Annotated in this window: 23 protein-coding genes; 13 read left to right on the forward strand and 10 right to left on the reverse strand. The window is 47.9% G+C overall.

The window, feature by feature from the left end:
• Positions 1 to 100 precede the first annotated feature (100 nt).
• Both rsmF and L6J37_RS10985 read left to right on the forward strand, forming a co-directional pair.
• Positions 101 to 1537, forward strand: coding sequence for a 16S rRNA (cytosine(1407)-C(5))-methyltransferase RsmF (gene rsmF, locus L6J37_RS10980; RefSeq protein WP_237795114.1), 1437 nt, complete (start codon positions 101 to 103; stop codon positions 1535 to 1537).
• 363 nt (positions 1538 to 1900) lie between these two features.
• Entirely contained in the window at positions 1901 to 2494 is a 594-nt protein-coding gene (locus L6J37_RS10985) for an FMN-dependent NADH-azoreductase (RefSeq protein ID WP_237795115.1), read from the forward strand.
• Between the two features lie 93 nt (positions 2495 to 2587).
• On the opposite strand, the gene L6J37_RS10990 is transcribed toward L6J37_RS10985, so the two are convergent.
• Complete coding sequence (locus L6J37_RS10990) at positions 2588 to 2902, reverse strand: DUF496 family protein (RefSeq protein ID WP_192017070.1); 315 nt, start codon at positions 2900 to 2902, stop codon at positions 2588 to 2590.
• A 464-nt stretch (positions 2903 to 3366) separates the two neighbouring features.
• Here L6J37_RS10990 and cspE (L6J37_RS10995) point away from each other — a divergent pair, with 464 nt between their 5' ends.
• From cspE (L6J37_RS10995) to L6J37_RS11040, 10 genes are all read left to right on the forward strand, one after another.
• Complete coding sequence (gene cspE, locus L6J37_RS10995) at positions 3367 to 3576, forward strand: transcription antiterminator/RNA stability regulator CspE (protein WP_027252187.1); 210 nt, start codon at positions 3367 to 3369, stop codon at positions 3574 to 3576.
• Between the two features lie 380 nt (positions 3577 to 3956).
• Positions 3957 to 4166, forward strand: coding sequence for a transcription antiterminator/RNA stability regulator CspE (gene cspE, locus L6J37_RS11000; protein WP_027252186.1), 210 nt, complete (start codon positions 3957 to 3959; stop codon positions 4164 to 4166).
• Positions 4167 to 4549: 383 nt separating this feature from the next.
• Positions 4550 to 5965 carry a tyrosinase family protein gene (locus L6J37_RS11005; protein ID WP_237795116.1) on the forward strand — a complete coding sequence of 472 codons (1416 nt, stop codon included), beginning with the start codon at positions 4550 to 4552 and terminating at the stop codon, positions 5963 to 5965.
• 59 nt (positions 5966 to 6024) lie between these two features.
• Positions 6025 to 6339, forward strand: a complete 315-nt coding sequence (locus L6J37_RS11010; protein ID WP_237795117.1) for a hypothetical protein — start codon at positions 6025 to 6027, stop codon at positions 6337 to 6339.
• Positions 6340 to 6614: 275 nt separating this feature from the next.
• Entirely contained in the window at positions 6615 to 8039 is a 1425-nt protein-coding gene (gene sbcB / locus L6J37_RS11015; protein ID WP_237795118.1) for an exodeoxyribonuclease I, read from the forward strand.
• 286 nt (positions 8040 to 8325) lie between these two features.
• A complete protein-coding gene (locus L6J37_RS11020) occupies positions 8326 to 8868 on the forward strand; it encodes a winged helix-turn-helix domain-containing protein (protein WP_237795120.1) in 543 nt (180 codons plus the stop codon).
• A gap of 97 nt (positions 8869 to 8965) precedes the next feature.
• Positions 8966 to 9307, forward strand: a complete 342-nt coding sequence (locus L6J37_RS11025) for a CidA/LrgA family protein (RefSeq protein WP_027252181.1) — start codon at positions 8966 to 8968, stop codon at positions 9305 to 9307.
• Complete coding sequence (locus L6J37_RS11030; RefSeq protein WP_218385887.1) at positions 9307 to 9984, forward strand: CidB/LrgB family autolysis modulator; 678 nt, start codon at positions 9307 to 9309, stop codon at positions 9982 to 9984. Before L6J37_RS11025 ends, L6J37_RS11030 begins: the two co-directional genes overlap by 1 nt.
• 238 nt (positions 9985 to 10222) lie before the next feature.
• A complete protein-coding gene (cdd, locus tag L6J37_RS11035) occupies positions 10223 to 11110 on the forward strand; it encodes a cytidine deaminase (protein WP_218385889.1) in 888 nt (295 codons plus the stop codon).
• 127 nt (positions 11111 to 11237) lie between these two features.
• The gene (locus L6J37_RS11040; protein WP_237795122.1) at positions 11238 to 12146 is read left to right on the forward strand and encodes a DMT family transporter; all 909 of its coding nucleotides are present in this window, start codon (positions 11238 to 11240) and stop codon (positions 12144 to 12146) included.
• A 221-nt stretch (positions 12147 to 12367) separates the two neighbouring features.
• Here the strand turns inward: L6J37_RS11040 and L6J37_RS11045 are convergent, their stop codons facing one another.
• The 5 genes from L6J37_RS11045 to L6J37_RS11065 form a co-directional block, all read right to left on the reverse strand.
• Entirely contained in the window at positions 12368 to 12769 is a 402-nt protein-coding gene (locus L6J37_RS11045) for a hypothetical protein (RefSeq protein WP_192016658.1), read from the reverse strand.
• Between the two features lie 176 nt (positions 12770 to 12945).
• Positions 12946 to 15633: an aconitate hydratase AcnA gene (acnA, locus tag L6J37_RS11050; protein ID WP_237795123.1), complete on the reverse strand. Its 2688-nt coding sequence runs from the start codon at positions 15631 to 15633 to the stop codon at positions 12946 to 12948.
• Positions 15634 to 15749: 116 nt separating this feature from the next.
• Entirely contained in the window at positions 15750 to 16397 is a 648-nt protein-coding gene (locus tag L6J37_RS11055; RefSeq protein WP_237795125.1) for a thiopurine S-methyltransferase, read from the reverse strand.
• 222 nt (positions 16398 to 16619) lie between these two features.
• Entirely contained in the window at positions 16620 to 16913 is a 294-nt protein-coding gene (locus L6J37_RS11060) for a hypothetical protein (RefSeq protein WP_027252174.1), read from the reverse strand.
• A gap of 206 nt (positions 16914 to 17119) precedes the next feature.
• Positions 17120 to 17506: a spore gernimation protein gene (locus L6J37_RS11065; RefSeq protein ID WP_237795127.1), complete on the reverse strand. Its 387-nt coding sequence runs from the start codon at positions 17504 to 17506 to the stop codon at positions 17120 to 17122.
• A 335-nt stretch (positions 17507 to 17841) separates the two neighbouring features.
• Between L6J37_RS11065 and L6J37_RS11070 the strand changes: the two genes are divergently transcribed.
• On the forward strand, positions 17842 to 18312 hold the full coding sequence (locus L6J37_RS11070) for a SulA-like leucine-rich domain-containing protein (protein WP_237795128.1): 471 nt from the start codon (positions 17842 to 17844) through the stop codon (positions 18310 to 18312).
• A 135-nt stretch (positions 18313 to 18447) separates the two neighbouring features.
• Here the strand turns inward: L6J37_RS11070 and L6J37_RS11075 are convergent, their stop codons facing one another.
• From L6J37_RS11075 to phnW, 4 genes are all read right to left on the reverse strand, one after another.
• The gene (locus L6J37_RS11075) at positions 18448 to 18852 is read right to left on the reverse strand and encodes a hypothetical protein (RefSeq protein ID WP_192016663.1); all 405 of its coding nucleotides are present in this window, start codon (positions 18850 to 18852) and stop codon (positions 18448 to 18450) included.
• A 657-nt stretch (positions 18853 to 19509) separates the two neighbouring features.
• Positions 19510 to 20322 (reverse strand): phosphonoacetaldehyde hydrolase, encoded by an 813-nt coding sequence (gene phnX / locus L6J37_RS11080; protein ID WP_237795129.1) that lies wholly within the window; start codon positions 20320 to 20322, stop codon positions 19510 to 19512.
• Between the two features lie 53 nt (positions 20323 to 20375).
• Positions 20376 to 21758, reverse strand: a complete 1383-nt coding sequence (locus tag L6J37_RS11085) for an aspartate aminotransferase family protein (protein ID WP_218385894.1) — start codon at positions 21756 to 21758, stop codon at positions 20376 to 20378.
• Positions 21755 to 22891, reverse strand: coding sequence for a 2-aminoethylphosphonate--pyruvate transaminase (gene phnW / locus L6J37_RS11090; RefSeq protein WP_237795130.1), 1137 nt, complete (start codon positions 22889 to 22891; stop codon positions 21755 to 21757). Before phnW ends, L6J37_RS11085 begins: the two co-directional genes overlap by 4 nt.
• Positions 22892 to 23115 lie beyond the last annotated feature (224 nt).

The following is a 23115-nucleotide window of genomic DNA, read 5'->3' on the forward strand; positions in this document are numbered from 1 at the left end:
TGCAAAACAACAAGGCAAGCCATTGGGCTTGCCTTGTTGTTTTATCCTAACGCCAGTTTGTTATAGACTTGCCGCCTGCATCCCAACCGAGATAAAGCAAGTGCATCAGTCCATCTACATTCCAGACGATTTCATTAACCTCATCCGCCAAATTCTGCCAGACAGTCTGGATATGGACAGTTTCCTCGCCAGTTGCCGTACCCCGCTGCGTCGTAGTATCCGGGTCAATACTCTGAAAATTTCCGTCGCCGATTTTTTGGCAAAAGTTAGTGATAAAGACTGGACCCTCACACCGGTTCCCTGGTGTGAAGAAGGATTCTGGATAGAGTACGATGAGTCAGTCACTGAGTCTTTAGGCAATACCGCAGAACACCTGGCAGGACTGTTTTATATACAGGAAGCCAGCTCCATGCTGCCAGTCACCGCTTTACTCACAAACAACGAGCAAATCGGCTGTGTGCTGGATATGGCCGCCGCCCCCGGTTCAAAAACAACGCAAATCGCGGCCTCAATGCAACATAAAGGCGCACTGGTTGCTAACGAACTGTCAGCCAGCCGCATCAAGGTATTACACGCCAACCTGCAGCGTTGCGGTGTGTCTAATGCCGCAATTACACATTTCGATGGGCAGATATTCGGTAGCTGGACCCCTGAAGCATTTGACAGCATTCTTCTGGATGCCCCCTGTTCAGGCGAAGGTGCAATACGTAAAGACGAAGACGCCATGGCAAACTGGAGCCTGAAGCACGTTCAGGATATTGCAGACATTCAGCGCGGCCTTATTGTCAGTGCTTTTCAGGCGCTGAAACCCGGCGGTGTGATGGTGTATTCCACCTGCACGCTTAATCATACTGAAAATCAAGAGGTGTGCTTATTTCTCAAAGAAACCTTTGGCGATGCAGTGCAATTTGAATCCCTTGCAGGTTTATTTAACGGTGCAGAGCAAACCTGTACCGAGGAAGGCTTTTTACACGTCTTCCCGCAGGTTTATGATAGTGAGGGATTTTTTGTCGCCCGCATTCGTAAACTTGCGGCTGTTGAAAACGAGCCGGCTAAAAAACGAAAAGCCATTTTTCCCTTCTCTCTGGCCTCGCGTAAAGACAGTGAGCAAATCCACCAGCAGCTGTACACAGATCTCAGCCTGACACTACCGCCAGAGCGGGAGGTTTGGCTTCGGGATCAGGAAGTCTGGTTGTTCCCTGCCCGCCTTCGTCCGCTATTAGAAAACATCCGTTTCCAGCGTATTGGCATTAAACTGGCAGAAAAGCATAAAAAAGGGTACCGCTGGCAGCATGAAGCAGTCATGACACTGGCCACAGGCAAAGAGCCAAGCTGTGTTTCTCTAACCACCGATGAAGCCAATGAGTGGATCATGGGCAGAGACATACGCCCGCAAGACCTCACTGGCAAAGGTGAAGTTATTGTTACCTATCAGGATTATCCTCTGGGATTAGGAAAATGGGTTGGGAATCGCATCAAAAATGGCCTGCCAAGGGAATTGGTGAGAGATACAGGTTTATCTGGAAAAATACTTTGAATTTGGAGCAGACGGTTATTGGTATCGATGATGGCAGTAGCCTTGACTGTCTCAGGGCTAAAACTGGCAAAAAATGCTGCTTGAACTAAGCTTGATATTGTAATTGATCTCCATTTATAAACCAGTTAGCGCAAGGCTCTCACGAGCCATTCCCCTAAGCCCGAAACAGGAGTCGTTTCGGGCTATTTTTTATCCTTTTTTAATCCCTTCTGCCCTCAGACCACCCGAATTTTTCCGGGCCGAATCTAGCTTCATTCAAAATACTCGAACAACTTACACAAGTTTTTCAGCTTTTAGTGCTGCAGCCCGGCATTTATAGTTAGCCCAAGTTCATTAAAGAATCACTATAGAAGGGACAGCATTATGTCTAAAGTTCTTGTTCTGAAATCCAGCATCCTTGGCGGTTACTCTCAATCAAACGCCCTGATTGATCATCTTGTCAACGTTAAAGCAGATAGCATCTCCACCATCATTGAACGTGACCTGGTTGCTCATCCGCTCCCTGTTCTAGACGGCGAGCTGGCAGGTGGGTTACGTGGCGGTGACAATCTGACCCAACGTCAGAAAGAAACGATTGCACTGTCTGATCAGCTGATCAACGAAATCAAAACCAGTGACACTGTTATCATTGGCGCACCTATGTATAACTTCAGCATTCCGACTCAACTGAAAAACTGGTTTGACCTGATTGCCCGTGCAGGTGTGACTTTCTCTTACACTGAAAATGGGCCTGTTGGTCTGCTGACAGGTAAAAAAGTGATTGTTGTTTCTTCTCGTGGCGGCATGCATAAAGGTAACGCCACTGACACTATGGTTCCTTACCTGACCACTATCCTTGGCTTTGTCGGCATGACAGAGGTTGAGTTTGTTTATGCAGAAGCATTAAACATGGGTGATGAATTGGCCGATAAAGGCCGTGGGGAAGCGAAAGCACAGATTGAAGATCTGGCAATCTAACAGCGCCTCATCTCTGCCGACATGTCATACGAAAAAAGCCGCTTATGCGGCTTTTTTATTATCAGATACAAACGGTTATTGTTACTTATCCGCTTATTTAGCCGGGCGGTTCGCCAGCTCAGTACGCTTATGTTCTTTCAATTGCTTACTGGCTTCACGACGCTCTTTTGATAGCTCAGCAGTGATGATGATGTGATCATCAACGCGGTCTTCATAATCCGCTTTCATGTTTTCAATAATGCTGACAATCTCTTCATGTGTCATATTCGGCTGAATGTAATCAATCAGGTTTTCCAGCAACTCAACGCGCTTGCGGTTGTCTCTGATCTTGCGGTCATTATCAAGAATTTCACGCTTAAGTTTATTTTTACGCCTTGCAAGACGCACCAATTCCAGGATATTGCTCATGTTTTGTCCTTACTTTGAAACTAGAAAACCTGCATTACTTGGGTTATAACAGAAACTTGTCTTTCTTCACAAGTAAGATCACTCTTAATTCACTACACCCTGCATTTCATTGATCTTGCTCAGCGCCTCAAAAATCAAGTTCAATTTTTAACCGATTAATTATACTGTTGATTTTCATTATTCTGATGACAGATGCTTTTCATTAATGCGACAAGCAATGAAAAACAAATATGCACACTGTTTCTTGTTATGTGACTCACAATATACTGCGGAATTATTTGCTTTTGGAATACAAGAGCCTACTCTTTCTTAATACCAGTATTGATTTAGCTTAATACGATTGCGTGCGACACTTCTCGTCAGGACTCTTTCGGATGACTGTGGATGTAGAGTTAGCAATTCTTTGGTGTTTCGTTAAGCCTTATTGGTTAGCTACGTAAAGAGTAAGAGATTCAGGAGACAACATGTCCAAAGCAACAGGTACCGTTAAGTGGTTTAACGAGGAAAAGGGTTTCGGTTTTATCACTCAGGATAACGGTGGTGCCGACGTATTTGTTCACTTCCGCGCAATTGCCGGTGATGGATTCAAAACGCTGCAAGAAGGTCAAAAAGTACAGTACGAGGTTGAGCAAGGTCAAAAAGGCTTGCAAGCAGCTAACGTAGAAAGACTATAAGCTAACATCACATTAGCGTAAAAGGGGCTGCGAAGCCCTTTTTTTGTCGATGAAATCCGACCAGTTCCTCTTTCTCCTTTCAGGTAAAACCCTGAATCCATTTCACAATTCCTCACATTTGCAGTTATCTTCACAGTTTTTCAGGATTTTTTGGGTATGACTCACTATTTGCTTGCCGTCTGCTTTGCATTGTGGCCTAATAACTCTGCCTATAATGCAACGCTATTTATGCAACAAAGTGAAAAGTATACTTCGATACACCCGCTTCACCTAAGCGCCGTTGTCCTGAAGAGCTACATCCTTGTCCATAAGTAATCCATTATGTTGGCATGAAGCACGCCCAAGGGCGTATTTATTCCTATATTTTCAGGAGACATCCTATGTCTAAAGCAACTGGTACTGTTAAGTGGTTTAACGACGAGAAAGGCTTCGGTTTCATCACTCAAGACAACGGCGGTGCAGACGTATTCGTACACTTCCGTGCTATCACTGGTGAAGGCTTCAAATCTCTGGCTGAAGGTCAGAAAGTGAAGTTCGATATCGAGCAAGGCCAAAAAGGTCCTCAAGCTGCTAACGTTGAGCGCGCATAAGCCCTCTTCAAGCACATGAACACGAAAAAGAGCGCCTGAGGGCGCTCTTTTTATTTCCTCTGAATCATCCTCTGCCCCCAAAAAACGCTTCCCGATGTTTTCACCTCAATGAAAAGCTTTGCTCTTCACCATTGAAGAAAAACTCACAGCGTCTGACCAAATTGCCTCCCACTCAGTTACCCCCCCACATCAGATGCATAACCTGTCTCCTTAGCTCATACACCCTAGTTCACACTTTTCAACTTTAACCGCCATAAGCATTCAAGTGCACTATAGTGAACACAACTATGTATAAAAAAGCAGGCAATGGCTCCCCGGGTTCAGCCGTCTCCTTATTGCCTTCCGCTTTTTAAATGACAGATGTAAGGAATGAGGATCGATAAATGACAACCATTGCTAAACTCAATTACCGCAGAAAAATGGCAGGCTTACCCCTGATCCGTTTTAACCTGTTACGTCTGAATCCTGAAGACATGAACGATTTACGAGACGCCTATGCCGCAATGTATGAAATTTCAGACATTGCAGTTGGCGATCGCCGTGGCTATTTTTCGCTGGCCCGTGGTCACGGTTATGATCAGGATCTTTGCCACGATGATAACCGGGTATTTCTTACCTGGCACCGCTCATATATCTACTCATTCGAAAAGGCCCTGAATACGGCCTTACAGTGGAAACGTAAAGATAAAGAACTTGAACTCACATTGCCTTATTGGGACTGGACACAGTTCAGTCAATCGACTCATGCGGCAAACGGCCTGCCAAAAGTGCTCAATGACAGTCAGTATAAAAATGCAGAAGGCGTCCAGCTGGATAATCCCCTCAACCGGGCAAAAAGCCTGTATCGCATCACATCGCAAGGCCTGGAAGGTGATGAACAATACACACAACGCTTCCCTAGCGCTTTTAAAAGCATCATCAGTCAGCTGAAAAACGATATTGACCGTTATATGGACAACCCCAACTTTATGCGCTTCCAGGAAGATTTCGATTTTGGAGCGCATGGTGCTGTGCATGTGTATGTCGGTGGTGCAGGTAACTCCCCCTTACCACAAGGGTCAGGTGACATGAGCTCAGTCATTTCTGCGGCCTATGATCCCCTTTTCTGGCTTCACCATTCCATGGTCGATAAAGTCTGGTTTGACTGGCAAACACTGCACCCTGATGCAAATATTCCAACATTCGTTCAACAGAAAGTTGTCTATGACGGGCGCATCGGGCGTGATCTGATTGACGCAGAGAATTCGCTAAAATACATCTATTCTGACAATTCAGTGGAATCCGCCATCGCAGCCACAGGTACCACCAATACCCTGCCAGCCAAATCACTCTCAGCAGCAGCAAGCCTGGCTAAAGAGCTATCAATGGGACTGGTAGAAGGCGGCTTTGTCCGGGCGCAACTTGATTTCCTTCGTTTACATCCACCCAAAGAGAGTTATGAGATTCGCGCTTATATCAATAATCCCGCCTGCAATGCTTCAACCGGTTATGACGATGAAAGCTACTCTGGGCGCCTCGTCCTGTTTGGTCATGGTACTTGTCACGGAGCATCAGGGCATTGTAATCCGACCATGGCCGTGCGGGACGATTACGATATTCGTACGAAGCATCCATTGCGCTACGAACACACACGTTATTCGATTGATCTCACTCGCGGATTGCGGCGCTTTATTGGTCGGAAGAAATCCGTCGATGATGTGAAAATCTACCTGCTTGTTATTGATGCGAAAGGCAAAGCCGTTCCACCGGAAACCCTCAAATATGATGGTTGTTCCCTTCGCACTTTTGCGAAGAAATAGCGATTGCCCTGTGGTATGTGCATCTTGCAGCCACAGGGTTTAACTATAATCAAATTGCCATGAAAATTACCGTTCCCTCTACCGCCGCAAGAAACGGCATTCTCCGTGTCTGGCTTCAACGGATCCCGGTCGACAGCCAGATCATTTATGCCTTTCGAACCAGCCCGAATGCCGCTGATGCGCTCCCTATCAGCCAGGCTCATATCTACGGCCGCGGCGAAGGCTCATCCGCCTCTGAGAAAGTCATGCTGCAATTTCCTATCGGCCCGGGTGGCAAACCCTTTCAGGCTGGCGAAGTGCTTATCCTTAAAAGGCGCAATACAGCGGCTGACGCCTACGAAGACGTTCAACTCGATGTCATTGAGGTTACATAGACATCTTTAAGTTGTGACGGCGTCACTAAAGCACAGTCATGCAACCAGCGCTGCATCACGCATGTAATGACTTTTCCAGACACCGACAACCCAATGTCCATTCAGAGCAATGAGTCCTTAAGCCTAACCGCTGCCGGTATGCGCTTGTTGGTCATCTTAAAATAATACGTTCTTTCATAGGTACTGCATGTCATCCACGCCAAAATCCCCCGCAGCCAGTGCAATTCTTTGGTAGAATGACCTCAGAAAACACGTTTATGCCAGTAAAGGTAAGAATGAGTAATAACGATAACCAACCAACCTTGTTTTGGCTGGACTATGAGACATTTGGGGCAAATCCTTCGGTTGATCGGCCTTGCCAGTTTGCCGGGGTGAGAACCGACTTGGATTTCAATGTGATTGGTGAGCCATTGGTGATTTACTGCCAGCCGCCCAGCGATTACCTGCCTTCACCCGAAGCCTGCCTGATCACAGGGATTACACCGCAAGAAGCGATGGAGAAGGGCTTACCGGAACATGAATTTATTGCGCGCATTCATGCGGAGCTCTCTAAACCCAATACCTGCGTCATCGGCTATAACAATGTGCGCTTCGATGACGAGGTCACTCGGTATACTCTGTACCGTAATTTTTACGATCCCTATGCCTGGAGCTGGCAAAGCGGCAATTCGCGTTGGGATATGCTTGATATCATGCGTACTTGCTATGCGTTACGCCCAGATGGTCTGAACTGGCCAACAAACGAAGACGGATTCCCGAGCTTTAAGCTTGAGCATTTATCTGTTGAAAACGGAATCGAACACAGCAACGCGCACGACGCAATGGCCGATGTGTACGCCACAATTGAGCTGGCCAGGAAAGTCAAAGCCAGCCAACCCAAACTCTTTAACTACCTGTTTAACTTACGTCATAAACGTAAATTACAGGAACTGATCGACATCGCTGAGATGACGCCCTTGGTGCATGTTTCAGGTATGTTTGGTTCTGAGTGCGGGAATACCAGCTGGATCGTCCCCATGGCCTGGCATCCGGATAACAAGAATGCGGTCATTTGCATCAATCTGGCAATGGATCCTGCCCCGCTGTTCGATCTGGATGCTGACAGTTTGCGCGAGCGGCTGTACACCAAACGTGCTGATCTCAACCCCGGCGAGCTGCCTGTTCCACTCAAGCTGGTTCATATTAATAAGTGCCCTGTGCTGGCACCGGCAAAAACACTGACGGCCGAAGATGCTGAGCGACTAGGGATCGATCGGACTCAATGTCTGGCTAACCTGAGCGCACTGAAAGATAAGCCTCAGATCCGTGAAAAACTGCTGGCCGTGTTTGGTCAGGACAGAGAATTTGAGCCAAACGATGATGTTGATACACAACTGTATAACGGCTTTTTTTCTGCTGCGGACAAATCGGCGATGGATATCATTCGTGAGTCCGCGCCTGAGGAGCTGGGCAAACTCGAACTGAATGTGGATGACAAACGCATCAAACCATTGCTGCTTCGCTACCGCGCCCGTAATTTCCCGTTAACGCTAAGCCATCAGGAACAGCAGCAGTGGAAGTATCATTGTCAGGATTACTTCGAAACCAAACTGCCGGCTTACATGCAAAATCTCGAATCTATCGCGATGGAGCACCAAAGCGATGAGAGAAAAATGAAAATCCTGAAAGCCGTGTACGATTACGTAGGCAAGCTGGTGTAATTACACAGCCAGGATGCCAGAAAGACAAATCGTTACAGAGCGCTGATCTTACTCAGTAATTTCGCAACCCTGACCTGCAGAGCAGTCAGGGTTTCTTTTTTCAGACACTTTTCCTGCCCTGGTAGTTTGAACTTCAACGCAAGGCCAATAACAATTAATAAGTACCCGCTTTGTGCCATGCGTCATGGAGGCGCTTGGCAACATAAGCCACCATCAAGCCAATGATGTTTTACTGCCAGATGCCATAGGGACAGCATGCCGACAGTAAATTGGAAAAGTGACTATTATGGCAACTGAGTCTCTCACCCGGTGTTATCGATTTGCCAGGGTGGATTTTGAACCCGATCTGCGGCTGCTCGTCTGGCCTGATAAATCAGAGACAGCCCTGACGCTGCATGAGTCACGCCTGCTTGAAGCTCTGTGCTACTTTGCCGGAGAGGTGATAAGCCATAAATCATTGTCTGATAAAACATTTCTTCCTCAGGATTCCATGTCGCACATACAAAAAATCGACCTGGCTTCGATATTCAACTCGCTTCGCCGCAAGCTGACTGTTAACGGTGTGATGGCTATTCCTATCGAAGTGCTCCCCCATTTTGGCTTTCGTGTCCCTCTGCCGAAAGAGACCTGTCGCCATATTCATCGCTTCAAACAACCCGAGACGCTGCCGTCCAAGCCGTCGCCACAGCCAGCAATCACAACGGTTAAAACCAGACGACCGCATAGCTCGGCAACAGAGCACATAGTAAAACACAGCCTGATGCATAAACTGTCTGTGTTGTTGCTTGCTGCCGCCGGCATTGCAATCGTCATCGTTTCAAACCTGTGAACAAGCTGTCCAGGATAAATACAGCCGCAAAGAAATGTGGTGTAGATCTCATCTATTTTGTATCATTGCGACACCATTTATCATCATCCTGACGTCTATGAGCTACCTGCGTTCATTTGCAATCATCGCCATTTTTCTGATGGTCGGTAAAGGATTTCAGTCTCTTACTCAGATCCCCATACCCGGCAGCATTCTCGGCATGTTATTTCTCTTCACGGCTCTGTCTGCAGGCCTGTTGCCGCCCAACTGGGCTAAACCCGGCTGTCATCTGTTTATTCGCCATATGGCTATTTTGTTTGTGCCTGTGGGTGTCGGACTGGTGAATTACCTGGATCTGCTCAGAGCCAATGCGTTGCCTGTTCTGGTAAGCACCATAGGCAGCAGTTTGGTGGTTCTGTTATTTGTTGGCTGGTATGTACAGCGCAAGGAGTCTGACTGATGTGGTTAGCTGTAACGCTGATTGTTTTTATTCTTGCCCGTAAATTATCCAAGCGCTTCCAGCACCCCATTCTTAATCCGTTACTTCTCTGTCTGGTGGTGATCATTCCTTTGCTTTTGGTGCTTAATGTGCCTTATGACGTCTATTTCGATGATAATAAATGGATTCATTTCCTTCTGGAGCCCGCTGTTGTTGCCCTTGCTTTCCCTCTTTATGAGCAATTGCCGCAAATCCGCAGCCGCTGGAAAGTCATAGTCACAGCCACCCTGTTTGGCAGCATACTCTCAATGATTACCGGGACAGCGATTGCTCTTGCTCTTGGCGCTGATTTACAGCTTACTGCAAGCATTCTGCCTAAATCCGTGACCACCCCCATCGCTATGGCGGTTGCTGAACAAATTGGTGGTGTGCCGTCGCTGGCCGCTGTCATGGTTCTGATCGCCGGCATCTTTGGTGCTGTATTAGGTTATCCGTTGTTTAAACTCATCAACATCACCCATCCCATGGCCAAAGGATTAAGCATGGGGACTGTGGCACACGCGTTAGGAACGGCTAAAGCGGCTGAGGAAAATTACAAAGATGGCGCGTTCAGCTCACTGGCCTTAGTACTTTGTGGCGTCATTACCGCCATACTCGCCCCGATAATCTATCCGTTGCTGTTGTCTGTCTTTCACTGACAACCGATCCACCTGCCACTTCTTAAGCGGTTTAGCTGTGCAACGCCCTTGCAACACCCACACAGCCAGGCCGCTTTACTGAGTATTGAAATACAGACACTTACCTCATCAATCATGTGAAACCACTCACCAATTTGTAAATAGAGTGAAATAAACAACCTTTAATAGTGATCTTTGTCACTATATTTATTCGTTTACGCACTACAATGCGTAAGTGAATACATTAAGGAGAATCAGTATGCGCACCGAAGTAATGGACGCTTTAGAGCACCTGCCACACACATTGTCACAGGCGCTTAAGCCTATCATTACCGCTCCGGGTTTTGATGCCACACTGAGCAAAGAAGAATTTGAACAGTTAATGAAAGACAGTCATCTGACGGATGCAGAACTCCGTATTCAGTTACTGAAAGTGGCTGCGGCCTACTCGATTGCTTCTCTCTCAAACTTCCATGTGGGTGCCATTGCCCGCGGAAACTCAGGTCGTCTGTATTTCGGTGCGAACATGGAATTCAGCGCCACCTCTATGTCACAAACGGTTCACGCAGAGCAATCTGCAATCAGCCATGCCTGGTTGAAAGGCGAAACGGGCATTACCGACATTACCGTCAACTACTCCCCCTGCGGGCATTGCCGGCAGTTCATGAATGAACTGACGACGGCACAAAGCATCGTGGTACAGTTGCCAGAGCGTTCACCCAAAGCACTGCAGGAATATCTGCCAGAGTCCTTTGGCCCGTCTGATCTGGGTATCACCGAGCTCTTATTATCAGACAGCTCACATGAGCTGAAGCTCGAAACCGATGATGTGCTGCTGCAAGCAGCCTGTAAGGCGGCAGATAAATCACATGCGCCATACAGTAAAAACTATGCGGGAGTTGCGCTGAAAACGAAAGATGGCCGACTGTTCTCAGGCATGTATGCAGAGAATGCGGCATTTAACCCGAGCCTGCCACCACTCCAGGTGGCACTGATTAACATGAATATGGCGAGCTATTCGCTGTCAGATATTGTTGAAGCCGCTTTGGTTGAACAGAAAGACTCAGCGATCAGCTTGCTGGCTGATACTCAAAATACGCTGGAAACCTTCAATCCTGATATGCCACTTTCTTACGCCGCTATCTGATAACAAATTAAGAATTCCTTGCCGCCGACAAAGCTCCCTGTTTTGTCGGCTTTTTTTATCAATTAACAATTTCTTCTATGCACTCATCAGAGTATGATTCCAGATTATTTTTTCTGAAAGACACCTTATGACTCATCGACACAACCCTATTCAGGGCGCTTGCTGGATGCTGACAGCCGGAATGGCGTTTGCCGTGGTTAACAGCATGGCACAATACCTGAGTGTGACCTTCCATTTGCCATCTACCACTGTCGGTTTGATTCAATACTTTATTGCTCTCCTGGTCATGCTTCCCTGGCTGCACAATATCGGTCTTCGTCAGGCTCTGAAAACTCAACACTTTGGTATGCACTGCTTCCGCGTGTTTCTGTCTGTTATCGGTATTCAGTTATGGCTGTGGGCCCTGGCGTACCCTGTACCTATCTGGCAAGGCATTGCGCTACTGATGACATCGCCTTTGTTCGCCACCGTAGGCTCGGGTTTGCTGCTGAAAGAAAAGGTCGGCTTTGTACGCTGGATGGCAACACTGGCCGGCTTTGCAGGTGCGATGATCATTCTTGAGCCGTGGGCCGACAATTTCAACCTAGCCTCATTGCTGCCCATTGGCGCGGCTTTCTTCTGGGCGAGCTATTCTCTGATGGTGAAGAAGATGTCGCACCACGACTCCCCGACGACTATGGTTGTCTACCTGCTGGTGCTGATCACGCCATTTAACCTTTTTCTTGCTGCACCTGATTTCACCCTGCCTGTTGGCCAGCACACCTGGGTTCTTCTGATAGGTGCCGGATTATTTACCACACTGGCTAACTGGGCCATAGCTAAAGCCTATGCCATTGCTGACGCTTCTTTCGTACAGCCTTTCGATCATGCCAAACTGCCATTGAACGTGCTTGCCGGGTTTATCGTCTTCGGATGGGTACCACCTGGACGGCTTTGGCTGGGGGCTGCCATTATTATCGCCTCAGTCGCTTTCATTACGCAGTGGGAACGAAGAAAACCGATGTTACAGGCGGCTACTATCAATGAAGCAGCTTAACTAAAAGATACCCAAACGACTTGAAGTTGCAGGTAAGCGGCAAGTAAGTGAAGTCCCATGGGCATAGATAACTATGTAATTGGGGAATGGGAACGCAGCCAACACCACTGCGGCATCAAGCAGGACGGGGGCAACAGACACAAAAAAGCTGGCAATTAGCCAGCTTTTTCGATTCATTGTGCTTTTTTGGGATTCATTCAGCTATTTACATTCATTCTGAATCAGAAACGCACTCTTACACCCATAGCCGCTTCCAGTTCGACATCAACATCTTCCACCATATACAGCGTCGGTCCAACTTCACCATACAGCTCAAACTGATTAACAGGCACTTCCAGGCCAATACCGGAACGGATACCCAATTTGTCATAATGGTTATCAACATACTGTGCGCCGACAAAGGTATACCCCATGTTAAGCTGCGGATTTCTGGTCAACGTACCCAGGTTGAAGGTTTTATCGACCGCAAAACCAAATTCGTCTAACCCCAGCGAAAAACGCAGGTCATTGTGTTTGTACTGCACACCACTCATTGGCGAACCAAGAAAAATACCTGCCGATTGCGACGCCAAAGCCGACGTAGACAAACCGCACAACAAAATACCAATCAACGACTTCTTCATGTTACTGTCCGTTTTCCCTGAATTGCGCTCTAACGACCTTAGATTATACTGATAGAGCTCTCTTTAAGCTTGTCACTCTACTGTAACTGCAATATCGCGGCAATACGAACCTACAACCATACAAATGACAATTATTTGACATACCAAGTGTCAAATAATTACAGAAAAACGCATTGTCATTCGGTAGAAATCATTGTTCTCAAAACATAATGCAAAATACCTCCAGCCTTGAGATACGCCATTTCCGTTCGGGTATCAACCCGGGCTTTTACGCCATATTGTGACTCTTGTCCCTGTTCGTTGGTGATTTCCAATGTCAGCGTTGCCCCCGGCGACAAGCTATCAATGCCTTTCAGCTGTATTTTTTCCTTGCCAGTTAACGACAATGAAGCCAGTAAACCTTCAGGAAGCTCAACAGGAATCACCCCCATACCCACCAGATTTGAACGGTGAATTCGCTCAAAACTTTCAGCCAGTACCGCTTTTACACCCAGTAAGCTGGTCCCTTTCGCAGCCCAGTCCCTGCTGGATCCGGTGCCGTATTCTTTCCCGGCAAAAATCACCAGAGGTATGTTCTGATCCTGATACTTCATCGCAGCATCATAAATTGATACCTCTTCCCCTGTCGGCTGGTAAATGGTGTACCCGCCTTCTTTCCCCTTGAGCATCAGGTTCTTAATACGAATGTTGGCAAAGGTGCCGCGCATCATGACTTCATGATTGCCGCGCCGTGAACCGTAGGAATTAAAATCTGCCGGTTCAATACCCTGCTCCTGCAAATAGTGCCCTGCCGGGCTGTCTGGCTTTATGTTACCCGCCGGTGAGATATGGTCGGTCGTTATTGAGTCACCAAATATTGCCAGAATGGCTGCATTTTCAATATCTTTCAGTGGCTTTAGCGGCTGTGTTATCTCGTCAAAATAGGGCGGAAGGCGAACGTAAGTAGAATCTGGCCGCCACTGGTACGTATTGCCTTTATTGATGGTGATCTGCTGCCAGATATCGTCACCGGCAAAAATGTCCGCATATTCCTGCTCAAACAGACTGTTCTTCACTTCCTTCATCGCCTGCGTGATGTCTTCCTGGGAAGGCCAGACATCTTTCAGATACACAGGCTGACCATTGCTGCCCTGACCCAGCGGCTCTTTGGTCAGGTCAATGTTTGTCGTACCGGCCAGTGCGAAGGCAACCACCAGAGGCGGAGACGCCAGCCAGTTAGCTTTCACCAGCGGATGCACGCGACCTTCAAAGTTACGGTTGCCCGACAGCACCGAGGAAACAGTAAGGTTGGCGTCATTGATGGCTTTTTCGATTGGTGCAAGTAGCGGTCCGGAATTTCCGATACATGTCGTACAGCCATACCCCACTAAATTGAATCCAAGCTTGTTCAGATAGTCTTGCAGACCCGATGCCTCAAAATACCGGGTCACCACTTTCGAGCCTGGCGCAAGGGAGCTTTTAACCCAGGGCTTAGTCTGCAGACCTTTTTCCACCGCATTTTTAGCCAGTAAACCCGCGGCTAACATGACGCTGGGGTTAGAGGTATTGGTGCAAGATGTGATGGCGGCAATCACGACATCACCGTGAGTCAGTGAGAAGCTCTTGCCTTTGGTATCCTCGCCAGAATCGCCTAAATCGACCTGGATTTGCTGTTCTGGTTGCAGGCCGCTCAATGCCAGCAAGTCTTCCGTCGCGGTTTTGATATCAGGCAACGGGACTCTGTCCTGCGGGCGCTTGGGGCCAGCCAGGCTCGGGACAACCTGATCCAGTGCCAATGCCAGGGTATCTGTATAAAGTGGCTCAGGCTGGCTGGAATCCCGCCACATGGCGTTGGCTTTGGCATAGGCTTCAACGCGGGCAATCAGAGACTCACTGCGCCCCGAAAGGCGCATATAGCGCAGTGTTTCCTGATCAATCGGAAAGAATCCGCAGGTAGCACCGTATTCTGGTGCCATATTGGCAATTGTCGCCCGATCAGCCAAAGGCAATGCATCTAAACCGGGGCCGTAGAATTCCACGAATTTACCGACTACCCCTTTTATTCGCAGCATCTCAGTGACAGTTAATACAAGATCTGTTGCCGTCACACCCGGACGCAATTTACCGCTGAGATGAAAACCAATCACTTCCGGGATTAACATAGAGATTGGCTGACCAAGCATGGCGGCTTCAGCCTCAATGCCGCCAACCCCCCAGCCAAGTACACCCAAGGCATTGATCATAGTGGTATGTGAGTCGGTTCCGACCAGGGTGTCCGGATACAAAACGCCACTGTCCTGCCACACCGATTGTCCAAGGTATTCAAGATTAACCTGGTGGCATATTCCTGTTCCCGGCGGGACGACACGAAAATTGGTAAAAGCTTGCTGGCCCCAGCGCAAAAACTGATAGCGTTCAATGTTACGCTGCATTTCAAGTTCAACGTTTCGGGCAAAAGCCTGCTCAGAAGCGTAAACATCCACCATCACAGAGTGATCAATCACCAGATCAACGGCCGACTGAGGATTGATGCTGTCGGGGTTTTTACCGGCCCGGGTCATGGCATCCCGCATTGCAGCCAGGTCCACCACAGCCGGCACACCGGTAAAATCTTGCATCAGCACCCGGGCTGGACGGTATTGAATCTCTTTGTCTGAACGGCGGGTTTGAAGCCAGTCAATCACGGATTGGATATCGGACTCAGTGACAGTGTCACCATCTTCAAACCTGAGCAGGTTCTCCAGTAACACTTTCAGCGAAAAAGGTAAGCGGTCAACCTCTCCCAAATGACGCAGTGCGGTCAGGTCAAAATAATCAAAGCGCTGACCGCCTGTATCCAAGGTTTTTTTACTGTGAAAACTGTCCTTTGAGATTTGTGCCTTCATGACTCACCTCCGTCTTGGTCATTTTGACTATAGACGGGATCAAGCTAATGATAAAAATAGACAATAATCAGAACAGACAAGTGTGACTGACCACACAGTCACACTGCAAACTTTATTCAGGCTGGGGTTTGGATGAACCAGACTTCTTCGGCAAAACGGCTTAAACCCTGCTGACGACGCGGGTGTGATTCATCGGCGTCCTGACGCCCGATATGAGTCACTGCGCAGCCCGCGAAAAGTGAATGCACTTCTTCTGCACGGACGCTGAACGGCGGCCCGGCCATTTCTTCCTGAATGTAATCCAGCGTCACCAGCATGATCTTTCCGCCAGGCTTCACCAGAGATAACAGACGCTGCACATAGCTTTGCCGCATGTTCTCCGGCATCGCAATCAACGCAGCGCGGTCGTACACAGCATCTACGGGCTGAACCGGTGCAGTAAAATAATCACCGCAATAAATACGGACCTCATCAAACTCATACAGAGTATGCCCGTTACCCAATGACGTCACAGTCGGTAAGTACAAATGCTCGGCAAAATAGGCACGGACAGCGATTTCACTTAACTCAACACCCGTCACCTGATGGTGCTTTTCTGCCAGCCAGGTCAAATCCAGAGATTTACCGCACATAGGCACAAGCACAGTATCTTCGCGTTGCAGCCCTAATTTCGGCCAGTAATAAGGTAATACCGGGTTAGTGTCGTTTAAATGAAATCCGATTCGGTTCTCTGCCCAGCGGCTATGCCAAAATTCTGCATCCATCAACTGCTCTCTCTGTACTGACTGACTTCAGGGCGGTATCAGACCACATTTCGGTATTGAGATCCAGCCAGCCCTGCCAGCGCTTTAGCATCTGCAGAAACGAAAAAAGGATGCCAGAGCATCCTTTTTCTTACCTTCGACAAAACAAAGGCCTGCGGTCAATTCTCAATTTCTTTATGCGAGCTTAGTGACAAGGTAACGCACCGGTATCAAGCACCAGCATCAACCTATGCGGAATAACTTGATTGAATCACGACGCACGGTAACCCCACGGAAGGTCACAGGTTCCAGTAACGTCATCAGTTGCTTAGACACAAAAAACTTACCGCCGTAACTACGATCGCCACCACGATTTACCCAATCTGCAAATTCATCTGCCAGGTTGAACATTGAGTTTCCTACAAGTAAAACCAGGACTTTCGCAACTTCGCTGTCGTTGTGTTTATTGAATTCTGCGTCACGAACCTTCTTGCGGTATTCTTCGACAATTCTCTCAAGGCAATCAAATCTGCTCATATACACCACCACATAAAAAAGAGGTGCGGATACTACTGATGAATAGTGTTTAAATCAAGCCATCAGAGCATGATTTTGGCTATTGCTAACACAAATCAATGCTATCTGAGCACGTTAACGAAATTTCAGTTAATAGAAGCGAGTAAACACCTAAGTTTCTATAACCATTGCTTTACTTTTATGTGATTTCATTTACCAGCCAATGATTATCGATAGTAATCCACCACTTGCACAGAAACAGGTATATTTTGAGGTGCTATCTCAATTGTGAACTGATGCTGTCCCACCATTTTTAGCGTCCCGCCAGACTCTCCTGTCACACTCACTCCTTCAATTTTCGTAAAAGGTTGCTCAGTGCCATAAAACATATTCACCGACAGAGTCACTTTCTGATTGCTTTCGAGCCCGAAGCTGCATATTCCTGACGAACAGTACACATCCAGCGATTGTTCTTGTTGTTCAATGCGGTCAACACCTTTTACCGGTGTCGCTGATACAGACAGAGCTTCACTACAACCCGTCAAAAACAGCCAACCCGGCATCAGCACTATCAAGCATTTTGCCCAGCCACTCAGGCAGATTCTCTTTCCCATAGTTCACTCCATCGACATTTTCTGATCTGTGTAGTGGAAAGAGTACTGTATAAGACACTGCCCATACATACTGTATAAATAAACAGGCAATGATATTCACATCACAAATCTGTTTAACATTCACCTGAATACAGACAATTAAATATCAACATAAAAACACGTTAAATCAAGAGTTTATACTTTTGTTTCTAGTATCAGATAAAGCCAGACGTCTCCGATTATTGTGAATCAGACTCAAAAAACACTTGCATCCCTTTACGTTCAAAACTACTGTATAGACATACAGCATGTATAAATACACAATAACATCGACTCTAGCAGAGGATGGAACTCTCATGACAGCACAATTAGACAGCATCCAATCAGTGACCGCTTCTCAGGTGTACAAATCCACTTTTCTGCCTCATTCTTCTTCCCTGAGTTCCAGCCAGGTTCAGTATCCTATCGAAGTCAGTTTCTGCGATCATGAACAAGCTCAGCTCGCCTATCTGCTCAGACTGCTAAAACAGGCCAGTGAGCAAAACCGCTGGATTATGTTTATCGGGGCAGATGCACTGCTGGATCGCCAACTGCTCAGCAATGCCGGAGTCGATATCAGTAAAGTTCTGGTGTTAAAAGAGAAGAACAAACAATCCACTCAGGCGCTGATGGCTAAAGCGTTACACATGGGAAATTGTAGTGCGGTAATTGCCAGCGGGAATGTGCAAGAGTATTGCAACAAAACCATCCATGATGCTGCTATTCATGGTAACTCGATGGCGTTTATCATCAACCGGACTCAGCGAGCCAATACTCTGCTGCATTGAAAAGCGACGGAAACGATTGCTTTCGACTGAAATGAAAAATGCCAGGAATCGAATACATTCAACTGGCATTTTTCTACGCTTGTTTATCCATTACCTATGGCGTTATTTGGGCGCAGACATGAGCGCAGTCCGGATTCAGGGCACCATTAAACGAATGTGCAATTGTTCGCCATTATTGCCAACTTCCTGAATCTCGCACTCTGCTTTTTCTGTAATCAGATCCAGCTGATCCTGATCCAATGAATATGGCAGGCGGATGTCCAACTCAGAAATCTGCTCCATACGGGCCAGCCGCAACAATCTCACCAGATTGTTCACATCGCTGGTATGGGTAGACAATACTTTCAGCGCCTGGTTACGTAAGCGCTCGGTCTTGCTGGCACCAGAACCAGACGATCTGCCCCAGGAAAATTCCAGGGCTGGCAGCACCACTTTAAACGCATCCCACAAGGTTGGTCTGTGATGACACAACACAGACAGAAATGAGGTGTAATCAAACACAATCTCTTTCGCTTGTTGGGCTTCAACTGAAGATTTCATAACTTTCCTTCACAAGAATTCAACAGCATTAATGTGCAAGCTAAAGTAAATTGGACGAATGCTTTATTTAGCGAGACACTATAAAGGCTTCGCCAATCACTTACTTTTTTATCTCTTCATTTTTTTGCGCATGATCGTGTTTTTTCTTGCTTCGCATCAATTAAAAAATATCGGAAAAACATTTAATTAACATCATATGAACGCATTTCATACAAGTCTTCATGCTTTGTAATTTTTCAGTTTTTGCTAATTCACTGCATTTGTTAACTCAAAAGCAACAAATTAAACACTTTATGTAAACCTTCTGCCAGGTTAATACTCCACTTAATCCATATTGGTTCATGATTCAAATAAAGCAATTACTAAGCCAATACTGGCAATACGTGAACCAGCCTTTTGTCAGAATGGAAAATAAATCAATAAATACATATACTTAAGATTAAATTAGAAATAATACACTAATGAGAGACGATAAGAGGAAAGTTGAGATGTGTAATAAAATCGGGCACTTGCACCAATCTGCCTCATATTCAGGCATAAATTCAACAAACGAATTAAGTGCAACGACACGAATAAAGCCAGAGTGTTCTGCTCAGTATTATAAAAATAATGGCAAAATAACCTGGCTTCTTGACTAATTAATGATGAGAAACAGATTTAAGGACGCTCGCCTTCCGCCAATCTGCGATTAATATCAGCAATGACATCAGGCAAGTCAGCAACTGTATCTATTTGATAATGTGCATTACAACCATTAAAGGCTTTCCGTACTTTTTCTCTCGCAACGGCCAGTTCATGCTCAGATGCGGACAAGTATTCTTGTTCAGTCAATCCAGCTTCATTACCCGACAGTAAAAGTGCGACAGTCCACATACCTGCATTATGACCTTCTTCAATGCCCGGTACTGAGTCATCAATTTTGACGCAAGCGGCCACGTTACTTACACCAAGTGCAATCACATTTTGCAGCGCCATGAACGGACCAGGACGACCGCCCGCGGCAAGATCATCGGTGGCGACCACATAATCCGGCGCGAACCCTTTTTCAGCAGCCGCTGGCAGCAATTCGTTCATCACAATTCTGGGGTAGCCCGAACATGAGCCCAGCTTGATACCCTGCTCACGGAGCCTGGCAACGACCTCTGTGGTACCCGGAATCAAGTCGGCATGCTCAGCAACTTTTGCCACCTGTAACGGCATAAACGTTTGGTAGATAGTGTCAATGTCTTCTCTGGTCATTGCTCGCCCAAACCGGCTTTCCCAGCGGGCGGCAACATCAGGTAATTCACCCACCGCCTTGATATGATCCCACTTCCCTAGCCCCATGGGTACGCGGGCTTCTGCCAGTGAAATATCAAAATTGTATTCTCGTTTGAATGCTTCAACAAAAATGGTGGTTGGCGCGAAGGATCCGAAGTCTACAACCGTTCCCGCCCAGTCAAAAATTACCGCTTCTACTTGTGTATTCATCTTCAGTTTCTCGTTCATTTCTTGGCCCGTCGCTTCAGGCTCTGACTCAATGGTTAATTAACACGCTTGCACACAGACTCAATGGCGTCTTCCAGCCAGTCCAAGGCCAGCGCCAGCTCTTCTCTGGCAATAATCAAAGGCGGGCTGAGTTGTAATACATTCCCCTGAGAAACTTTAAAGCTCAGCCCGCGCTCCAGACAGTGGTACATCACCTGCTCTGCCGCGTTATAGGCCCGCACTTTTGTTTCCCTGTCTTCAACCAGCTCAATGCCCCACAGCAGACCAATACCGCGAATATCGCCTATGATCGGCAAGCGTGCCTTCATGGCCTCCAGCCTCTCTGCCATGTAGACCGCATCGCGGCGAACCTTCTGCAGTAACTGCTGCTGTTCGATTACCCGGATGGTGGCTAACGCTGCCGCGCAGCCTATCGGGCTCTTCTCGTGGGTATAATGACCCAGCGAAATCTGGGTCGCCGAGTTGTACTTGTCTTTGGTCAGCATAGCTGCCATTGGCACAACACCGCCGCCCAGCCCTTTGCCGATACAGAGGATATCCGGTTCAATGCCGAATGCCTGATGCGTGAACCAGTGGCCGCTCCGGCCCATACCGTTGGGGATGTCATCGATAATCAGCAGCACATTGTGGCGATCACAAATCTCCCGGACGCGCTGCCAATAGGCTCGGCTGGGCACCTGAACATCGGTATTACGCACCCCTTCTGCGATGAATGCTCCGATCCCGCCCTCTTTTTCAATCACGTATTCCAGATAATCGGCGTAATGCACATCTGAGCCATCGTCACGCGGGAAAGCGCCCCGATAGCGAACGGGCGGCGGGATACGTTCAACCCCGGCCATGAGCGGCCCCATGCCTTCGCGAAAGCAGGCTTCACCCCCCACAGAGATCGCATCCAGCGATGCACCGTGAAACGCATCCCAGAGTGAAACCACTTTGGGATTGCCTGTGATATAGCGAGCCAGCTTCAGTGCCATGCCCACCACGGATGTGCCTCCCGGCGCGAACAGCACACGGTTCAGCTCACCGCCGGCAATGCGGGTCAGTTCGCGGGCGCAGTCGACGGCTGTCTGGTGCGTGAAGCGCCGGGGGGCGAAAGGCAGTTTGGCTAACTGGGTCTGGATAGCAGCCAATACTTCCGGGTGGCCGTAGCCCAGCTGATGGACATTATTGCCATGAAAATCCATATACCGTTTGCCGGCCACATCGGTCAGATAGATCCCCTCAGCACTTTCCAGGGCATCCAGACAAGGTGTCGACATGGCCTGATGTAAAAAATACTGACTGTCTTCCTCCAGCAGGGTTTGGGTTTGCCTGTCAGAGAGACTCTCTATCCACCGGACACGCGCAGACGATGTATTGGTATCTCCCTCACAAGCCAGCGCACGCTGGCTGAGGTCAGTCTGGCGGGACGTCATGCCTGCTCTCCGGCCGTTTCCGTTTCACTGGCCCAGAACACAGACACGTTAATGGCCTCCAGCAGGCGCTGAATGTCACTCGGATGAACATCACCTATGTTGCCAATACGGAAGCAGTCTGCATCAGAGACTTTGCCCGGGTATATCACGAATCCTTTGCTTTTCAGGCAGTCATAGAAGCGCTTAAAGTCATATAGCGATGATTGCGGAGAATGAAAAGACGTAATAATGGGTGAGTGCAGTGCTGTATCGAGCAGGCTTTCAAAACCCAGCCGTGACATACCTGCCACCAGAGTTTGCTGATTGGTGCGGTACCGCTGAAAGCGCGCTTCAATGCCCCCTTCCTGTTCCAGTTCCGTCAGCGCCTGAGCAAACGCCCGCACTGTATGAGTCGGAGATGTAAACCGCCATTTGCCATGGTTGTTTTCCATACACTGCCACTGATCATACAGGTCCAGCGACACTGAACGCGCACGTCCGTGGCAGGCTTCCAGTAATGAACGGCGCGCAATCACAAAACCAAATCCTGGAACTCCCTGAATACACTTGTTCGCTGAGCTGATCAGAAAATCGATGCCCAGTTCACCGATATCCATAGGGATGCCGCCGAAACTCGACATGGCATCCAGGATCATCACTTTGCCGGCCGTTTTTACTGTTTCGCACACCGCTGGCAACGGATTCAGCATGCCTGTGGTTGTTTCACAGTGCACCATAGCCACATGAGTGATGGCGGGATCGGCAGCCAGCAAACGTTCCAGTTCGTTAACGTCAGGCTGGGTCATTTCACCTAAAGACCAGTTCAGGTGCGGGATATTCAGGCAATTGGCAATCTGTGCAATACGGGCACCGTAAGCACCATTGTTGATCACCAGCAACTTACCCTCTGGGGGAATCACAGAGCCTAAAGTGGCTTCCACAGAGGCGGTACCGCTGCCCTGCATAAGCACGCTGGTGTAGCCGTCGTGCGCGGTGGCCAGAGCGACCAGCTGCTGGCGAATGTGCTGAACCACGCCCACATTGTAGTCATCATCCCAGGTGCACCAGTCTTTCAGCATAGCTTCTCGCACAGTCTGTGTTGTCGTCAGCGGGCCAGGAGTAAGCAGTAGATATTGATTGTCGGAGTTTGCCATTTGTTGATCTCTTTGGACTATACCAGATTACGAAATCACTATAGCGATGGTGAACCGATGCTGTAAATGCGCCAGAGCCAGTCTTCATAAAAGTTTAATAATGGCAATGTTCGCCGATTTTCAACACAAATTTGCGCTGAATCACGATCACACAGTCCTCATGAAACTGACATCTGGCAATCATCGAACTGTCATAAATGGCACCTAGCATCTTCCGTGTCGAA

The organism is Photobacterium sp. WH77, from assembly GCF_022014395.1.
Lineage (GTDB): Bacteria > Pseudomonadota > Gammaproteobacteria > Enterobacterales > Vibrionaceae > Photobacterium > Photobacterium arenosum.

Excerpts from the sequence above, each read along its gene's own strand:
- L6J37_RS11025 (WP_027252181.1), top strand. The coding sequence starts at position 8,966 with ATGAGCTACCTGCGTTCATTTGCAATCATCGCCATTTTTCTGATGGTC.
- L6J37_RS11030 (WP_218385887.1), top strand. The coding sequence starts at position 9,307 with ATGTGGTTAGCTGTAACGCTGATTGTTTTTATTCTTGCCCGTAAATTA.
- L6J37_RS11085 (WP_218385894.1), bottom strand. The coding sequence starts at position 21,758 with ATGACGTCCCGCCAGACTGACCTCAGCCAGCGTGCGCTGGCTTGTGAG.
- phnX (WP_237795129.1), bottom strand. The coding sequence starts at position 20,322 with ATGAATACACAAGTAGAAGCGGTAATTTTTGACTGGGCGGGAACGGTT.
- L6J37_RS11070 (WP_237795128.1), top strand. The coding sequence starts at position 17,842 with ATGACAGCACAATTAGACAGCATCCAATCAGTGACCGCTTCTCAGGTG.
- cdd (WP_218385889.1), top strand. The coding sequence starts at position 10,223 with ATGCGCACCGAAGTAATGGACGCTTTAGAGCACCTGCCACACACATTG.
- L6J37_RS11005 (WP_237795116.1), top strand. The coding sequence starts at position 4,550 with ATGACAACCATTGCTAAACTCAATTACCGCAGAAAAATGGCAGGCTTA.
- L6J37_RS11010 (WP_237795117.1), top strand. The coding sequence starts at position 6,025 with ATGAAAATTACCGTTCCCTCTACCGCCGCAAGAAACGGCATTCTCCGT.
- L6J37_RS10985 (WP_237795115.1), top strand. The coding sequence starts at position 1,901 with ATGTCTAAAGTTCTTGTTCTGAAATCCAGCATCCTTGGCGGTTACTCT.
- L6J37_RS11045 (WP_192016658.1), bottom strand. The coding sequence starts at position 12,769 with ATGAAGAAGTCGTTGATTGGTATTTTGTTGTGCGGTTTGTCTACGTCG.
- L6J37_RS11075 (WP_192016663.1), bottom strand. The coding sequence starts at position 18,852 with ATGAAATCTTCAGTTGAAGCCCAACAAGCGAAAGAGATTGTGTTTGAT.
- L6J37_RS11040 (WP_237795122.1), top strand. The coding sequence starts at position 11,238 with ATGACTCATCGACACAACCCTATTCAGGGCGCTTGCTGGATGCTGACA.
- cspE (WP_027252186.1), top strand. The coding sequence starts at position 3,957 with ATGTCTAAAGCAACTGGTACTGTTAAGTGGTTTAACGACGAGAAAGGC.
- acnA (WP_237795123.1), bottom strand. The coding sequence starts at position 15,633 with ATGAAGGCACAAATCTCAAAGGACAGTTTTCACAGTAAAAAAACCTTG.
- L6J37_RS11020 (WP_237795120.1), top strand. The coding sequence starts at position 8,326 with ATGGCAACTGAGTCTCTCACCCGGTGTTATCGATTTGCCAGGGTGGAT.
- sbcB (WP_237795118.1), top strand. The coding sequence starts at position 6,615 with ATGAGTAATAACGATAACCAACCAACCTTGTTTTGGCTGGACTATGAG.
- L6J37_RS10990 (WP_192017070.1), bottom strand. The coding sequence starts at position 2,902 with ATGAGCAATATCCTGGAATTGGTGCGTCTTGCAAGGCGTAAAAATAAA.
- L6J37_RS11065 (WP_237795127.1), bottom strand. The coding sequence starts at position 17,506 with ATGGGAAAGAGAATCTGCCTGAGTGGCTGGGCAAAATGCTTGATAGTG.
- L6J37_RS11055 (WP_237795125.1), bottom strand. The coding sequence starts at position 16,397 with ATGGATGCAGAATTTTGGCATAGCCGCTGGGCAGAGAACCGAATCGGA.
- L6J37_RS11060 (WP_027252174.1), bottom strand. The coding sequence starts at position 16,913 with ATGAGCAGATTTGATTGCCTTGAGAGAATTGTCGAAGAATACCGCAAG.
- phnW (WP_237795130.1), bottom strand. The coding sequence starts at position 22,891 with ATGGCAAACTCCGACAATCAATATCTACTGCTTACTCCTGGCCCGCTG.
- cspE (WP_027252187.1), top strand. The coding sequence starts at position 3,367 with ATGTCCAAAGCAACAGGTACCGTTAAGTGGTTTAACGAGGAAAAGGGT.